Here is a 15,303-nt window from a genome sequence, read left to right on the forward strand (position 1 = left end):
TCCGCTAGCCGCCAAAGCCTGGCACGGCCATCCGAACCGTCAGCGCGTGCTCCACGAGCTGGATCAGCGTGTTCTTGACCGAGTCCTTCGACCGGGCGTCGAGCCGCAGCATGGGGATGTGCGGGGCCAGCGTCAGGGCGTCGCGGACCTCGGCGTCGCTGTGCGGGTACTGGCCGTCCCACCCGTTCACGCCGACCACGAACGGAAGCTGGGCCTCCTCGAAGTAGTCGATGGCGGGGAAGCTGTCGGCGAGCCTGCGGGTGTCCACGAGGACGACCGCGCCGATGGCGCCGCGGACGAGGTCGTCCCACATGAACCAGAACCGGTGCTGCCCGGGCGTGCCGAACAAGTACAGGATCAGGTCGCGGTCGAGAGACACGCGGCCGAAGTCCATGGCGACGGTCGTGGTCGTCTTCAGCGGCGTCATGCCGAGGTCGTCGATACCGGCGGAGGCGTCGGTCATGACGGCCTCCGTGGTCAGCGGCATGATCTCCGACACCGCGCCGACGAACGTCGTCTTGCCCACCCCGAAGCCCCCGGCGACCACGATCTTCGTCGAGGTCAGACCGGGGCTAGAGCCTGCGAAGTCCACTGAGCACCCTTTCCAGCAGGTTGACGTCCGGTCGACCCGCCTCGAGCTGCGGCTGATGCACCCGAACCAGGCCCTCCGCCGCCATGTCCGCGATCAGAACACGCACCACGCCGAGCGGGATCCGCAACAGCGCCGACACCTCGGCCACCGATCTGACCTGCAGGCAGAGCTGGCTGATCGCCTTGTACTCGGGCGTGATGTGGGAGAACTCCCGGTGCTCGGCGGTCGCCGATGACACCAGGGCCTCCATCGCCAGCTTGACCCGCGGCGCCGTCCGTCCACCGGTCACGGCGTAGGGGCGGACGGGCGAGGCGGGGTCGGATCTTGGGGGCGGAGGTGGGGGCTCCCAGCCGCCGCTGTTCCACGAATTGCTCACCTACATCACCTGGTCTGGCTGGCGCGCAGCTCCGCACGCACAGCCGGAGTCAGCACCTGACCGGCGCGATCGACCATCAGCGTCATCTGATACGCCACCAGACCCATGTCACAGTCCGGCGCCGCCAGCACAGCCAGACACGAACCATCACTGATCGACATGATCAGCATCAGCCCGCGCTGCATCTCCACAATCGTCTGATTGACCGCACCCCCCTCGAACACCCGCGCCGCACCCTGCGTCAAAGACACCAAACCCGACGCGATCGCAGCCAGCTGATCAGCACGATCAGCAGGAAAACCCGCCGACGCCGCCAACGGCAGACCATCGGACGAGACCACCACCGCGTGCGCGACCCCCGGAACGGTGCTGACGAAGTCGGTGATTAACCAGTCCACCCCGCGTGCCGCGTGGCTCAGGTCGTTCATACCTTCTCCTCCGCCGGTCGCATGAACGACAGTCGGCTGCGTTCCCCTGGCCGCTTGTTGCGCTCGCTCATGCGCCCTCATCCCTACTGTTATCCCTGGGGCCGGACCCGTACGTCCTGCCCTCGCTGATGTCGTCGCGCGCGGCCCTGAAGCCCTGCTGGAAGCTGGACAACCGGCTGCGCACCCGGTCCGGTGAGACGGCCGGCATCGGGGCGACGCCCTTCGGCGCCGAGACGGTGTCGGCCGAGCCGGGCACCAGGTTCGCCTTGGGCACCCGCTTGGGCAGGCCCGCGGCGGTCGCGCCGTCGCGCACCGGCTCGCGTACGGCCTCGGCCGCGCTCCAGCCCGCGTCCGCCTTGGGCGAGCTCCACGTCGCGTCGGCCGCGGCGGCTGCCTGGTCGAACCACGCCGACTCCACCGAGGCGAAGATCGGCAGGTATTCGCCGTTGCCGCCGTTGCCGGCGGCGCCGCCGCTCGGCGGGCCGGACGGGCCGGACGGGATCGCCGGCATCGGGCCGGTGGCCGCGGACTCGGTCTCGGGGAAGTCGAAGGAGTTCGGCGCGGGCGGCGCGGCCTCGACGCCGCGCATCCACGGGCGGGTGTCGTCGGACAGTCCGCCGCGCTGGGGCAGGCCGCCCTCGCGCTGGGGCAGCCCGTTCTCCCGCAGCCCGTTCTCGCGCAGTCCGTTGTCCCGCAGCCCGTTCTCCCGCTGGGGCAGCCTGCTCTCGCCGGCGGCGGGGCCGCGCGATGCCACCCAGACGTCGTTGGAGGAGTCGCTGGACATCCAGCCGCCGGCCTCGGCGGGCAGGGCGGGGCTCGACGGCCACGACCCGGGCGGCGGGACGGCGTCCGTCGAGGGGTAGGACGGGTAGGACGGGTGTCCGGGGCCGAGCTGGAACGACGAGGCCGGCCACGAACCGCCCTGGGGGGCGTGCTGCGCCATGGGGAAGGACTCTTCCCTGGAGGCGGCGGGGGCGGCGCCCGCGTACGACGGGGCCTGCGGGCCGAGCAGCGACTCGGGGATCAGCACCATCGCGGTCAGGCCGCCGGAGCCGTGCGGGCGGAGCTGGACGCGGATGCCGTGGCGGTGCGCCAGCCTGGCGACCACGAACAGGCCCATGCGGCGGGAGACGGAGACGTCCACGGTCGGCGCGTCGGTCAGGCGCTCGTTGGCCTGGGCCAGCTCCTCGCCGGTCATGCCGATGCCGGAGTCGGTGATGGAGAGCATGATGCCGCCGCCGTCGATCCTGCTGCCCGAGACCGGGACGCGGGTCTCGCGGGGCGAGAACGACAGCGCGTTCTCGATCAGCTCGGCGAGCAGGTGGATGACGTCGTTGACGGCCTGGCCCGCGATGGCGACGCCTTCCGGCACCTCAAGCACGACGCGCTCGTAGTTCTCGACCTCCGACAGGGAGGCGCGGGCGACGTCGACGAGCTGGACCGGCTGGCTCCAGCGGCGCGGGGGCTCCTGGCCGGCGAGGACGAGCAGGTTCTCGCTGTTGCGCCGCATGCGGGTGGCGAGGTGGTCGAGCTTGAACAGGTTGCCGAGCCGCTGCTCGTCCTGCTCGCCCTGCTCCAGGCCGTCGATGAGGGTGATCTGCCGTTCGACGAGGGTCTGGCTGCGGCGGGACAGGTTGACGAACATCGCGTTGACGTTGCTGCGGAGCTTGGACTCCTCGCCCGCCAGCCGGACCGCCTCGCGGTGCACCTCGTCGAAGGCCCGCGCGACTTCGCCGATCTCGTCCTTCGAGTTGATCTCGATGGGCGGGACTCTGAGTTTGTCGGGGTCGATGTCGGTGTTGCGGAGCTGGCGGACCAGGTCGGGCAGCGTGTGACCGGCGATCTTGAGTGCGTCGCTGCGCAGCCGCCTGAGTGGCCGTACGAGCGAGCCGGCCATGAGGGCGGTGATCGCGAGGACCAGCACCAGCAGCACGACCACGATGCCGATGTTGATCGCGGCGAGTTGCCTGTCGCCGCTCGCCACGTCGGCGCTTCGGGTGGCGACCTCCTCCGCCAGCGACTTCTGCACCTGGTGCAGCCGGTCGACGGTCTCGGAGATGGAGTCGAACCAGAGGTCGACGTCCTTGGAGGTGGAGTTGTCGAGCCTGCGCAGCGGGGTGGCGGTGTTGTGCAGCAGCACCGCGCGGCTGATGTAGAACTCGGCGCGGCCGATCTTCTGGCTGGCGACGGTGTTGTCGAAGTTCTGCCGCTGTGCGGGGGTGGAGACCGCGTTGAACGAGGCGCGCTCGCTCTCGCGGCGGGAGCCCGCGTCGAGGAAGCCCTTGAACTCCGGCTCCTCGAACCTGCCGCGCACCAGCGCGATCATCAGCAGCGCCCGCTGCTTGGACGCCTCCTCCTCGGCGCGGGCGATGGTGCGCAGCGCGGCGGCGGTGGAGGTGAGCTGCTCGTCCGTGGAGCCCTGGCCGAGCTCGTCGTAGACCTGCAGCAGGTCGGCGATGATCTCGGAGTACGTCTCGACCGTCGGCAGCGGCGGCAGCTGGTCCTTGGTGTACGTCGTGCGCAGCGAGCCGAGCTGGGCGAGCCGGACCTCGATGCGGTCGAGGGTCCTGCGGCCGATGTCGGACAGCGAGTCGCGGGTCTCGGCGGCGACCGCCTTGGTCCTGTTGACGCTGGCGTCGACGATCTCCTGCTGGCTCTTGAGCCGCTGGCCCTCGGTCGCCCGCTTGTTGGCGGCGACGAAGCGGCCGGCCAGGTCGCGTTCGAGACCGAGGTCGCGGGAGAGCTCGCCGAGCTGGCTCACCAGCCGTCCCACGTCGCTGATGAGCTGGTACTGCTGTGCGCTGCTGATCGAGTCGGTGACCCGCAGCCCGCCGAAGATGACGCCCACGATCGTGGGAATGGCGATGAGGGCGATGAGGCGGGTTCGCACGCGCCAGTTACGCAGCGCGAACGGGCTGCCCGACACGGGCTGCTGTACCTGCGGGGCTTCTAAGCCCGCAGAGTGATCCGGTCCGTCCGGAGCCCTGCCACGACCGGACTCGGTCGTTGTTGTCCTCACTGGTGGCAACCTCTCGCCATGGCCTGCTTAAGGGGGGTTCAGCGGCTTCGTCACAAGGACGAGTGATCGCAGGCAAGTTCGAGGCCCAATTTGAGCACAAACCTCATACTTAGGCCAACGTCTCGAATGTTTTCAACCGTTCCAAATGACACCTTGTTCACGTGGCGAGCCCTTGACCACGGAGCGCAACCAGCACCTCAATCCGGACATACAACCCATAAACCTACTTTATGCCTATATTTACATCTATATCCCTGGACAGTCATCTTTAGCAGATAAAGTGCATAAACGCGGCATAGTGCTGCCGTTTGGATCTAGCCTCCGGTACGCTTCACGCCCGGCATACAGTGCCGATCTCCAGAAGCTTCCCCCTGGTAGGAGAACCCCCCATGACACGCAAACTGCGCTGTAACGCCATTGCTGTCGGCGTCGCAGTCGCTCTGACTCTTGCCGGCTGCGGCGGATCCGACGACCCTGGCACCACGTCGGCCGACAGCGGCGGCCTCGAGAAGACCACCATCAAGGTCGGCGCCCTGCCCGTACCTGACCCGGTGGCTCTCTATGTCGCGAACGAGAAGGGCTACTTCAAGGAAGAGGGCCTGACCGTTCAGCCGACCGTCATCACCGGTGGTGCCGCGGCACTTCCGCAGATTCTGAGCGGCGCTCTGGACATCTCGATGACCAACTACGTCTCGACGTTCGCGGCGGTCAGCGAGGGCAAGAAGATCAAGCTCGTCGCCGACATGTACCAGGCGGGCCCGAACACCTTCAACCTGATGGTGCCGAAGGATTCGAAGATTCAGACCGTGGCGGATCTGAAGGGTAAGACCATTCTGGTCAACAACCTCAACAATGTCGCCACGCTCACCACGCTGACGCAGCTCAAGGTCGCCGGATTGACGGCCGACGACGTCAAGTTCGTCGAGAAGCCGTTCCCCGACATGGGCAACGCGCTGCTCAGCGGCCAGGCCGACGCCTGCTGGATCACCGAGCCGTTCATCACCGCCAACCAGAGCCAGCACGGCTTCCGCAAGCTGGCGGACGTGATGACCGGTCAGACCGCCGACCTGCCCATCGCCGGCTGGATGGCCACCGAGGACTGGGCGCAGAAGTACCCGAAGACGCTGGCCGCCTTCCAGCGCGCGATCGGCAAGGCTCAGCAACTCGTCTCCAGCGACCGCAAGGAGATCGAGGCCATGCTGCCGAAGTACACGAAGATCGACGCCAAGACCGCTTCGGTGATCACGCTCGGCTCCTTCCCCAGTGAGCTGAACGCCAACCGTCTGCAGAAGGTCGCCGACCTCATGCTCGAGTACGGCTACCTGAAGAGCCCCATCGACGTGAAGTCGGTCATCGCGGCTCCCGCGTCGAAGTGACGATCGCACGTCTGCTCCGCGGCGCCGCCGGCGCCGCGGGGTTCCTCGTTGCCGGGGAGCTGGTCATCCGCTTCGGCATCAGTGAGGACCTGCAGTTCCCCGCACCGTCGACCATCCTGCTCGAAGCCGTGCGCCTGCCCGCCGACCCCGACTTCCTGGCCGGGCTCGGCGCCACCCTGACCAACTGGGTGCTCGGCCTGCTCATCGCCACCGCCATCGCCGTGCCGGTGGGCGTGCTGCTCGGCGCGCTCGCGCCGGTGGAGCGGGCGATCAGGCCCGTGCTGGAGTTCCTGCGGCCGATCCCGAGCGTGGCGATCATCCCCCTGGCGATCCTGCTGATCCCGGTGGACGAGCTCATGAAGATCTCGGTCATCGTCTACGCCTCCGTCTGGCCGATCCTCATCAACACCCTGTACGGCATGCACGACGTCGACCCCCTGGCCAAGGAGTCGCTGCGCAGCTTCGGCTTCGGCCCCCTCGCGGTTCTGACCAGGGTGAGCCTGCCGAGCGCCGCGCCGTTCGTCGCGACCGGCGTCAGGATCGCCGCGGGCATCGCGCTCGTCCTCGCGGTCAGCGCCGAACTGCTGGCCGGCGGCGTCGCCGGGATCGGCGTCTTCGTCAACCTGGCCGGCAGCGGCAACAGGACGGACCTGATGATGGCGGCCACGGTCTGGGCCGGCGTCCTCGGCGTGCTCGCCAACGTGCTGCTCCTGGCCGGCGAGCGCCGGTTGTTCCACTGGCACCGGATGCGGACGGGGGCGTCGGAGTCGTGAAGCTCCTCACCAAGATCTGGGTCATCCCGGCCCTGCTCGTCGTCTGGGAGTTCGCCGCCCGCGCGGTCGGCAACACCGACTTCCCGCCGCCCACGACGATCGTGGCCGCCATGTACGAGCTGTGGTTCTCGGGCCCGGCCAGCCGGATCTTCCTCACCGACGACGCGATCGACAACATCCTGCCCAGCCTGGGCCGCATGTTCGGCGGCTGGATCCTGGCGGCGCTGATCGGGATCATCGCCGGCATGCTGCTCGGCCGCTCCCGCACGGCGACCGACTACGTGGACCCGCTGATCGAGTTCGGCCGCTCGCTGCCGCCGCCGCTGCTGATCCCCGTGTTCCTGGTGCTCCAGGCCGGGCTGCACTCGCCGTACGGTGTGCTGATCACCCAGCTCGCGACCATCGTGTTCGGGGTGGTGTGGCCGGTGCTGCTCAACTCGATCGACGGCGCCAGGGCGATCGACAGGACGTACACCGAGACCGCCACCGTCTTCAACCTGACCAGGTTCCAGCGGCTGCGGGTGGTCGTGCTGCCGGCCGCCTCGCCGAAGATCTTCGCCGGGCTGCGGCTGAGCCTGTCGCTCGCGCTGATCCTCATGGTTCTCACCGAGCTGATCGGCGGCAGCGACGGCATCGGCTACCAGCTCCTGCAGGCGCAGCGCAGCTTCGACGGCGCCGCGGTGTGGGCCACGATCACGCTGCTCGGCATCCTCGGTTACGTCGTCAACTCCTTGTTCGTGCTGGCCGAGCGCCGTGTGCTGGTGTGGCACCGGCAGGCCACGCGCAATCCTTGACCTCCCCTGGAAGGACTCATGCCGCATTCCGACGACCTCCTGTGGGGTGCCCTGGGTGACATCTCGCGTTTCGCCGCCCTGCTCACCATGGCGGAGCTGGGCGTGGCCGACCATCTCGCGCAGGGCCCGCTGAGCACGCCCGAGCTGGCGCGGCGGGCCGGGGCGCACGCGCCCTCGCTGCGCAGGGTGCTGCGCGAACTGGCCGCCATGGACCTGGTCAGGGCCGTGCAGGCAGACGCTGAGACAGACGCTGAGACAGACGCTGAGGCGGACGCGTACGAGCTGACCGAGCGGGGCGGCGCGCTGCGCTCGGACGCGCCCGGCTTCGTCCGCTCCTCGATCCGCATGCTGGGCGAGGAGGGCTTCTGGTACGCCATGCGCACGCTGCCCGACACCGTGCGCACCGGCCGCTCGGCCTTCATCGAGCAGTACGGCCCCCTGTACGACTACCTGGCCCGCAAGCCGGAGTCGAGCACGCTGTTCGACGACTACATGGCGGCCAGGGCGGTGCCGTTCACCGAGGGCCTGTCCGAGCGCTACGCCTTCCCCGCCACCGGGACGATGGTGGACGTGGCCGGCGGCAAGGGCCACATCCTGGCCACCGTGCTGCGCGCCAACCCCGGGCTGCGCGGCGTCCTGATGGACCTGGAGCACGTGGTGGACCACGCCAGGCAGGCGCTCGCCGAGGAGGGTCTGGCGGAGCGCACCGAGGTGGTGGCGGGCGACTTCTTCGCCGCGGTGCCGTCCGGCGGTGACGTCTACCTGCTGGCCAGCATCCTGCACAACTGGGACGACGAGGACTGCGTCAAGATCCTCACCAACGTCCGCACGGCCATGAACCCCGGCGGCCGCGTCCTCATCCTGGAGGTGGTGCTCCCCGACGACGAGCGGCCGCACCTGGGCAAGGACATCGACCTGCGGATGCTGGCGATCTTCAACGGCGGTGCGGAGCGCAGCCGCGACGAGTACGCGGCGTTGCTCGGCCGGGCGGGTCTGGCGATGAGCGACGTGGTCGAGCTGGGCTCCGGCGCGAGCCTCATCGAGGCCCGGCAACGATGACAGAGCAGCGATGAGAGGGCAGCGCTAGCAGGGCCGGAGCGCGGGTGCCGCGTCCGGCGAGCCGGGAAGGGGCACGGCTCGTCGCCGGCGCGGCACCGGAGCCGGGGGTCAGCCGCCCCAGCCCGGCACTGCCATGCGGACCGACAGCGCGTGCTCGACGAGCTGGATGAGCGCGTTCTTGACGGAGTCCTTGGAGCGGGCGTCGAGCCGCACCATCGGGATGTGCGGGGCCAGGGTGAGCGCGTCGCGCACCTCGGCGTCACTGTGCGGATATTGGCCGTCCCACCCGTTCACACCCACCACGAACGGGAGCTGGGCCTCCTCGAAGTAGTCGATGGCCGGGAAACTGTCGGCGAGCCGGCGGGTGTCGACCAGCACGACCGCGCCGATGGCGCCCCGCACCAGGTCATCCCACATGAACCAGAACCGGTGCTGCCCGGGCGTGCCGAACAGGTACAGGATCAAGTCGCGGTCGAGGGAGACCCGGCCGAAGTCCATGGCGACGGTCGTGGTCGACTTCAGCGGCGTCATGCCGAGGTCGTCGATCCCCGCGGAGGCGTCGGTCATGACGGCCTCCGTGGTCAGCGGCATGATCTCCGACACCGCGCCGACGAACGTCGTCTTGCCCACCCCGAAACCTCCCGCCACCACGATCTTCGTCGAGGTGAGCCCGGGGCTAGAGCCTGCGAAGTCCACTTAGAACCCTTTCCAGCAGATTTACGTCCGGCCGACCGGCGTCCAGCTGTGGCTGGTGCACGCGGACCAGACCTTCGGCGGCCATGTCAGCGATCAGCACCCGGACCACGCCGAGCGGGATCCGCAGCAGGGCCGACACCTCCGCGACGGACCTGACCTGCCGGCACAGTTGGCTGATCGCCTGGTACTCCGGCGTGATATGCGAGAACTCCCGCTGCTCGGCGGTCGCCGATGACACCAGGGCCTCCATCGCCAGCTTGACCCGCGGCGCCGTCCGTCCACCGGTCACGGCGTAGGGGCGGACGGGCGAGGCGGGGTCGGGATTCAGCTGCGACTGGGATTGAGGCTGAGGTGGAGGAGCCCAACCGCCGCTGTTCCATCTGGGGTCCGACACGTACATCACCTGGTCTGGCTGGCGCGCAGCTCCGCACGCACAGCCGGAGTCAGCACCTGACCGGCGCGATCGACCATCAGCGTCATCTGATACGCCACCAGACCCATGTCACAGTCCGGCGCCGCCAGCACAGCCAGACACGAACCATCACTGATCGACATGATCAGCATCAGCCCGCGCTGCATCTCCACGATCGTCTGATTGACCGCACCCCCCTCGAACACCCGCGCCGCACCCTGCGTCAAAGACACCAAACCCGACGCGATCGCAGCCAGCTGATCAGCACGATCAGCAGGAAAACCCGCCGACGCCGCCAACGGCAGACCATCGGACGAGACCACCACCGCGTGCGCGACGCCGGGGACCGTGTTGACGAAGTCGGTGATCAGCCAGTCGACTCCACGCGCCGCGTGGCTGAGATCGTTCATGCGTCCTCCTCCCTTTCGTTCTCCTTAGGGCCTGAGGGACCAGAGGGGAACGCCCTGCCCTCGGTGATGTCGTCACGTGCTGCTCTGAAGCCCTGCTGGAAGCTCGACAGCCGGTTGCGCACCCGGTCGGGCGAGACGGTCGGCATCGGCGAGACGCCCTTGGGCGAGGCGGCGGTGTCGGCGGAGCCGGGCACCAGGTTCGCCTTGGGGACCCGCTTGGGCAGGCCGTTCACCGTGGCGCCGTCGCGGGTGGGCTCGCGGGCGGCCGCCTCCGCCGCGCTCCATGCGGCGTCCGCCTTGGAGGAGCCCCAGCTCGCGCCGTTGGCGCCGAACCAGGCCGACTCCACCGCCGAGTAGATCGGCAGGTGGTCGTCGGTGCGCGGCGGCGGTTCGCCGCCGAGTCCAGGCTCCGACTGGTACTCGAAGCCGGGCCGCTGCGGCGGCATGGTGTCCTTGCCCCAGCCGCCGGGCGGCGCCTCGGGCGTGGGCCGCCTGGGCAGGCCGTTCTCGCCGTTCCACGCGTTGCGCGGCGGCGTCCACACGTCGCCCGCGTGCGGCTCGGCGGGCCAGGCGGTGGGGTCGGGCTGCCACGAGGGCGAGCCCCACGCGCCGCCTGAGTCCTGGCCGGACGCCGGGGGCGTGCCCCACGAGCCTGCGCCGTCCTTGACCGGCGGGCCGGCGCCCCAGGCGGGGTCCTGGCCCGGCGCTCCCGACGGGGGCGAGCCCCATCCCGCGCCGGCGTCCTGGCCGGGCGGAGCGCTCCATCCGGCGTCCTGGCCCTGCGGGGGCGGGCTCCAGCTGGCCGAGCCCTCCGGGTTGGGCGACGGCCAGCCGGAGCCGAACTCCGGGCTCGACGGGAAGGACGGATGCCCGGGGCCGTACTGCACCGCGGGTGGCTGCGGCCAGTCCGTGGCGGGCGGCGCGGGGTGCGGCCCCGAGTACGGCTCGTCCCCTCGCGGCCCGCCGCTCGCCGCGCCCGCCAGGGCCGGCGGCTGGTTGCCGGAGAAGGACGGCATGCCGCTGAAGTTCGGCGCCTGGGAGCCGAGCATGTTCTCGGGGATGAGCACCATCGCGGTCAGGCCGCCCGAGCTGTGCGGGCGGAGCTGGACGCGGATGCCGTGGCGGTGCGCCAGCCTCGCGACCACGAACAGGCCCATCCGGCGGGAGACGGAGACGTCCACGCTGGGCGCCTCCATCAGCCGCTCGTTGGCGGCGACCAACTCCTCCTGGGTCATGCCGATGCCGGAGTCGGTGATGGAGAGCATCACGCCGCCGCCGTCGATCCTGCTGCCGGACACCGTCACCCTGGTCTCGCGCGGCGAGAACGACAGCGCGTTCTCGACCAGCTCGGCGAGCAGGTGGATGACGTCGTTGACGGCCTGGCCGGCCACCGACACGCCGTCGGGCACCTGGAGCACGACCCGCTCGTAGCTCTCGACCTCCGACAGGGAGGCGCGGGCCACGTCCACGATCTTGACCGGCTGGCTCCAGCGGCGCGGCGGGTCCTGGCCCGCCAGGACGAGCAGGTTCTCGCTGTTGCGCCGCATGCGGGTGGCCAGGTGGTCCAGCTTGAACAGGTTGCCGAGCCGCTGCTCGTCCTGCTCGCCCTGCTCCAGGCCGTCGATGAGGGTGATCTGCCGCTCCACCAGCGTCTGGCTGCGGCGCGACAGGTTGACGAACATCGCGTTGACGTTGCTGCGCAGCCGCGCCTCCTCCCCCGCCAGCCGGACCGCCTCCCGGTGCACCTCGTCGAAGGCCCGCGCGACCTCGCCGATCTCGTCGTGGGTGTCCACCCCGATGGGCGCGACGGGGCCGATCGTGCCGTCGCTGCTCTCGCGCAGCTGCCGTACGGTCTCCGGCAGGCGCTGCCCGGCGATGTCGAGCGCCTCGCGGCGCAGCCGGCGCAGCGGCCTGATGAGCGAGCGGGCGATGAGCGAGATGATCGCGATGACCACGATCAGCAGCAGCAGGATGAGCCCGCCGGAGATCATCGCCGAGCGGTTGGCGCCCTCCTCCAGGCCCCTGGCCCGCAGGATGACCGAGGACGACAGCTCCCGCTCCACGGTACGCAGCGCGTCGATCTTGCCGGTGCTGACGTCCACCCAGGTCGCCACGTCGCGATCGGCGCGGCCGCTGATGCTCAGCTCATCGCTGCCCTCCGCCGCCTGCGCCATCGCGCGCAGCCGGAACAGGTCGGTCTGGTCGACGTCCCTGCCGACGACGGTGTTGCGGTAGAGCTCGAGCTGGTCGAGGGTGGCCAGCGTGGCGAAGAGCGTCTCCTCGCTCTCCTCGCGCGACTTGGCGTCGGTGAGCGCGTCCAGCTCGCCGCTGTCGAAGCCCTTCTTGTCCAGCGCGCCGGCGAGGATGCCACGCTGCTTGGACGCCTGCTCCTTGGCCCTGGAGATGGCCGCCATCGCGCTGGCGGAGTCGGCCACTTCGTCGTCCACCGCCACCTGGCCCACCTGGTCGTGGAACTGCAGGAGCGCCGAGATGATCTCCGAGTACTTCCTGATCATGGGCAGCGGCTGGATCTTGCCGTTGACCGCGGTCTCGCGCAGCGTCGGGATCTCCTCCAGCCGGCGCAGCACCGGGCGCACGGCCTCGCCGTGGCTGTCGCCGAGTGCGTTGGCCTGCTGCTTGGCCTCGTCGATGAGGCCGTTCACCTGGCTGTAGGTGGTGCGCAGCTGTGCCTCGCGGTTCTCGGGCCGGCCCTGGGCGATGTAGAGGGCGGTCTCGTCGCGTTCGAAGCCGAGCTCGTGGGTGACGGCCCCGAGCTGCTGGCTGAGCTCGGCGACCTCTCTGAGGGTCTGGTAGGTGCGGGCATCGCTGAGCGAGGTGATGACGTTCAGCCCGCCCAGGCCGACGGCGACGGCGGTGGGCACGACGATCAGCGCGATGAGGCGCGACCGGACATGCCAGTTCCCCAGTCCGAACCTGCCGGAGGAAGGTTTGGACAGCCGTCGCTTCTGATGGCCGTGCGGCTCGCGGTCAGCGGAAGCTTCAGCGTTCTGCGTTCTCACTTGCCTTCGCAACCTCTCGCCCTTTGAGGGAAATTCTCGGGTGGACCAGCGGTATTGCAGGTGGGGCACATTTCGTACGGCGACATATCGAGATAAGCGTCATTTGAGCACACGGGTGGGGAAGGGCCAACCACTACTAGTGCCCCGATGAGGTGTTTGTCCCTAGATGTCCAGAAAATATGACAGAATCGGTAGACCACCTACGACCAGCGGAAACAGGCAAGAGGAGATCGTTCCACGAGCCACCTCCCGACTCGCGGACAGAGATCGAACGACCGGCATCATGAGTAACGGAAGTCCCGGCTGACACCCCTTTCCCAAAACAGACAAACGTCAAGATCTCGTACGGCCGCCAAAATTTCACGATAGAGCGGCAAACAGACATTGCAACCTCAAGTGTCTGCTTTCCGATAAATGACCGGCAATTGGTGCTACCGTCGATCTCTGTTGTGCGTCAGGCACACAGTCCCCGGGAGCAGAAAGCCGCCCGGTTCCCCCCTGGCTCCATCCGAAGGGAGTCCCTGACATGAGGTTTGGCCGTTCCGCCAGGGCCGCCATCATCGGCTTCGCTTTGACGCTCGGCGCCGTGGCGTGCAGCTCGGGCGGCGACCCGAACACCAGCGCCCCTCCGTCCGCGGACGCGGCGGGTGGGCTCGAGAAGACCCAGCTCAAGATCGCCACGCTGCCGGCGATCGACAGCGCCGCCATCTACGTGGCCATCGACCAGGGCCTGTTCGAGAAGGAGGGCCTGGAGGTGACGCCACAGGTCGTCCAGGCCGCTCCCGAGGCCATTCCCATGCTGGTCAAGGGTGAGATCGACGCGATGTTCGGCAACTACGTGTCGATGTTCGCCGCCCATGACAAGCAGGCGCTGAAGCTGCGCATCCTGGCCGAGGGCTCTCGCGCGGCCCCCGACTCGCTCAGCATCATGGCGTTGCCCGACTCGCCCATCAAGACGCCTAAAGACCTGGAGGGCAAGACGATCAACGTCAACGTCCTGCACAACTTCCAGGAGCTGGCCCTGACCCAGGTGCTCAAGGCCAACAACGTCGACCCCGCCACCATCAAGTACGTCCAGGTGACGTTCCAGAACATCATGCCCTCGTGGAAGGGCGGCCAGATCGACGCCGCCTACCTCGGCGAGCCGATGGTCACCGCCGCCACGGCCACCATGGGCGCCCGCAAGATCCTCGACCCGGCCTCTGGTCCCGCGGCCGAGTTCCCCATCTCCGGCTACGTCGGCACCCAGGAGTGGTACGACGAGAACCCGAAGACCGCCGCGGCCTTCCAGCGGGCCATCCACAACGCGGGCAAACTCATGGCCAACAACCGCGAGGTCGTGGCCAAGGTGCTGCCCAACTTCACGCAGATCGACGCGGCCACGGCCGCCACGGTGACCTTCCCCTACTTCTCCAGCAACGACAACCCGGTCCGCCTCCAGCGGGTGGCCGACTGGATGCTGGAGGCCAAGTGGCTGACGAAGGCCATCGACGTCAAGACGCTCATGTCGCCCACCACGTCCGGGTGAGCGCCCAGACCCTGTCCCCCGTCCGCCCGGCGTCGCCGGCCACCCGGTGGTCGCGCCGGGCGGCCGGGGCGCTCGCCTTCGCCGCGCTGATCGAACTGCTCAGCAGGACAGGGCTCGCCGACCCCGAGTTTCTGCCGCCCGCCAGCGAGATCGTCGTCCGCGCGGTCACGCTGCTGGCCGACTCCGCCTTCCAGGCCCACGCCCTGACCAGCGCGCTCGCCTGGGCGATCGGGCTGTGCCTGGCGGCCGTGCTCGCGGTGCCGCTCGGCCTGCTGCTGGGCAGCGTGCCGATCATCGACGCGGCCACCCGCTCGGTGGTGGAGTTCCTGCGGCCGATCCCGTCGGTCGCGCTGATCCCGCTGGTGGCGCTGGTGATCGGCACGGGGCTGCAGCACCGTGTCGCGCTCGTCGTCTACGCCTCGCTCTGGCCGATCCTCTACAACACCATGTACGGCCTGCGCGGCGTCGACCCCCTGGCCAAGGAGTCGCTGCGCTCGTACGGCTTCGGCCCCCTGTCGGTGCTGCTGCGCGTCAGCCTGCCCAGCTCGGCGCCCTTCATCCTGACGGGCGTCAGGCTGGCCGCGGGGGTGGCGCTCATCCTCACCGTGAGCACCGAGATCGTGGCGGGCCGCGGCGAGGGCATCGGCGTGTTCATCTTCTTCGCCGGCATCGCGGTGCCCGCCCGCATGACCGACATCCTGGCCGGGGTGTTCTGGGTGGGCCTGTTCGGGGTCGCCGTCAACGCCCTGCTGGTCTGGGTGGAGCGGCGCGCCTTCCGCTGGCACCACGAGCAGCTCGGGGAGCGCGCATGAGGAGGAGA

General features: G+C 69.3%; 14 protein-coding genes. 6 read left to right on the forward strand and 8 right to left on the reverse strand.

Annotated elements, in window-relative coordinates; translation table 11 throughout:
* Positions 1 to 4: 4 nt before the first annotated feature.
* From ACFFR3_RS01660 to ACFFR3_RS01675, 4 genes are all read right to left on the reverse strand, one after another.
* The gene (locus ACFFR3_RS01660; RefSeq protein WP_364383053.1) at positions 5 to 565 is read right to left on the reverse strand and encodes a GTP-binding protein; all 561 of its coding nucleotides are present in this window, start codon (positions 563 to 565) and stop codon (positions 5 to 7) included.
* A 7-nt stretch (positions 566 to 572) separates the two neighbouring features.
* Positions 573 to 968 carry a DUF742 domain-containing protein gene (locus ACFFR3_RS01665; RefSeq protein ID WP_355422622.1) on the reverse strand — a complete coding sequence of 132 codons (396 nt, stop codon included), beginning with the start codon at positions 966 to 968 and terminating at the stop codon, positions 573 to 575.
* A gap of 5 nt (positions 969 to 973) precedes the next feature.
* A complete protein-coding gene (locus tag ACFFR3_RS01670) occupies positions 974 to 1,396 on the reverse strand; it encodes a roadblock/LC7 domain-containing protein (RefSeq protein ID WP_080042345.1) in 423 nt (140 codons plus the stop codon).
* Between the two features lie 67 nt (positions 1,397 to 1,463).
* The gene (locus ACFFR3_RS01675) at positions 1,464 to 4,322 is read right to left on the reverse strand and encodes a sensor histidine kinase (RefSeq protein ID WP_364385926.1); all 2,859 of its coding nucleotides are present in this window, start codon (positions 4,320 to 4,322) and stop codon (positions 1,464 to 1,466) included.
* A gap of 401 nt (positions 4,323 to 4,723) precedes the next feature.
* Between ACFFR3_RS01675 and ACFFR3_RS01680 the strand changes: the two genes are divergently transcribed.
* From ACFFR3_RS01680 to ACFFR3_RS01695, 4 genes are read left to right on the forward strand one after another with little or no spacing between them, the layout of a single operon-like run.
* Positions 4,724 to 5,791: an ABC transporter substrate-binding protein gene (locus tag ACFFR3_RS01680; protein ID WP_379482487.1), complete on the forward strand. Its 1,068-nt coding sequence runs from the start codon at positions 4,724 to 4,726 to the stop codon at positions 5,789 to 5,791.
* On the forward strand, positions 5,788 to 6,564 hold the full coding sequence (locus ACFFR3_RS01685) for an ABC transporter permease (protein WP_364385932.1): 777 nt from the start codon (positions 5,788 to 5,790) through the stop codon (positions 6,562 to 6,564). The genes ACFFR3_RS01680 and ACFFR3_RS01685 overlap by 4 nt, the downstream gene beginning before the upstream one ends.
* The gene (locus ACFFR3_RS01690; protein WP_364385935.1) at positions 6,561 to 7,358 is read left to right on the forward strand and encodes an ABC transporter permease; all 798 of its coding nucleotides are present in this window, start codon (positions 6,561 to 6,563) and stop codon (positions 7,356 to 7,358) included. The genes ACFFR3_RS01685 and ACFFR3_RS01690 overlap by 4 nt, the downstream gene beginning before the upstream one ends.
* An 18-nt stretch (positions 7,359 to 7,376) precedes the next feature.
* Positions 7,377 to 8,417 carry a methyltransferase gene (locus ACFFR3_RS01695; protein WP_364385938.1) on the forward strand — a complete coding sequence of 347 codons (1,041 nt, stop codon included), beginning with the start codon at positions 7,377 to 7,379 and terminating at the stop codon, positions 8,415 to 8,417.
* A 108-nt stretch (positions 8,418 to 8,525) separates the two neighbouring features.
* On the opposite strand, the gene ACFFR3_RS01700 is transcribed toward ACFFR3_RS01695, so the two are convergent.
* The 4 genes from ACFFR3_RS01700 to ACFFR3_RS01715 are packed head-to-tail and all read right to left on the reverse strand — an operon-like array spanning position 8,526 to position 12,817.
* Positions 8,526 to 9,113, reverse strand: coding sequence for a GTP-binding protein (locus ACFFR3_RS01700; protein WP_345397954.1), 588 nt, complete (start codon positions 9,111 to 9,113; stop codon positions 8,526 to 8,528).
* The gene (locus tag ACFFR3_RS01705; RefSeq protein WP_379482488.1) at positions 9,094 to 9,513 is read right to left on the reverse strand and encodes a DUF742 domain-containing protein; all 420 of its coding nucleotides are present in this window, start codon (positions 9,511 to 9,513) and stop codon (positions 9,094 to 9,096) included. Before ACFFR3_RS01705 ends, ACFFR3_RS01700 begins: the two co-directional genes overlap by 20 nt.
* Positions 9,513 to 9,935 carry a roadblock/LC7 domain-containing protein gene (locus tag ACFFR3_RS01710; RefSeq protein WP_364555720.1) on the reverse strand — a complete coding sequence of 141 codons (423 nt, stop codon included), beginning with the start codon at positions 9,933 to 9,935 and terminating at the stop codon, positions 9,513 to 9,515. Before ACFFR3_RS01710 ends, ACFFR3_RS01705 begins: the two co-directional genes overlap by 1 nt.
* Entirely contained in the window at positions 9,932 to 12,817 is a 2,886-nt protein-coding gene (locus ACFFR3_RS01715; RefSeq protein ID WP_345397952.1) for a sensor histidine kinase, read from the reverse strand. The genes ACFFR3_RS01710 and ACFFR3_RS01715 overlap by 4 nt, the downstream gene beginning before the upstream one ends.
* A 664-nt stretch (positions 12,818 to 13,481) precedes the next feature.
* On the opposite strand from ACFFR3_RS01715, the gene ACFFR3_RS01720 reads away from it, so the two are divergent.
* Positions 13,482 to 14,483, forward strand: a complete 1,002-nt coding sequence (locus ACFFR3_RS01720) for an ABC transporter substrate-binding protein (protein ID WP_364384613.1) — start codon at positions 13,482 to 13,484, stop codon at positions 14,481 to 14,483.
* On the forward strand, positions 14,480 to 15,295 hold the full coding sequence (locus tag ACFFR3_RS01725; RefSeq protein WP_364384611.1) for an ABC transporter permease: 816 nt from the start codon (positions 14,480 to 14,482) through the stop codon (positions 15,293 to 15,295). The genes ACFFR3_RS01720 and ACFFR3_RS01725 overlap by 4 nt, the downstream gene beginning before the upstream one ends.
* Positions 15,296 to 15,303 lie beyond the last annotated feature (8 nt).

The organism is Nonomuraea salmonea (genome assembly GCF_042428605.1).
Classification (GTDB): domain Bacteria; phylum Actinomycetota; class Actinomycetes; order Streptosporangiales; family Streptosporangiaceae; genus Nonomuraea; species Nonomuraea salmonea.

What these genes read in the sequence shown, in the direction of transcription:
- ACFFR3_RS01670 (WP_080042345.1), bottom strand. Translation starts at nt 1,396, where the DNA reads ATGAACGACCTGAGCCACGCGGCACGCGGGGTGGACTGGTTAATCACC.
- ACFFR3_RS01695 (WP_364385938.1), top strand. Translation starts at nt 7,377, where the DNA reads ATGCCGCATTCCGACGACCTCCTGTGGGGTGCCCTGGGTGACATCTCG.
- ACFFR3_RS01705 (WP_379482488.1), bottom strand. Translation starts at nt 9,513, where the DNA reads ATGTACGTGTCGGACCCCAGATGGAACAGCGGCGGTTGGGCTCCTCCA.
- ACFFR3_RS01710 (WP_364555720.1), bottom strand. Translation starts at nt 9,935, where the DNA reads ATGAACGATCTCAGCCACGCGGCGCGTGGAGTCGACTGGCTGATCACC.
- ACFFR3_RS01720 (WP_364384613.1), top strand. Translation starts at nt 13,482, where the DNA reads ATGAGGTTTGGCCGTTCCGCCAGGGCCGCCATCATCGGCTTCGCTTTG.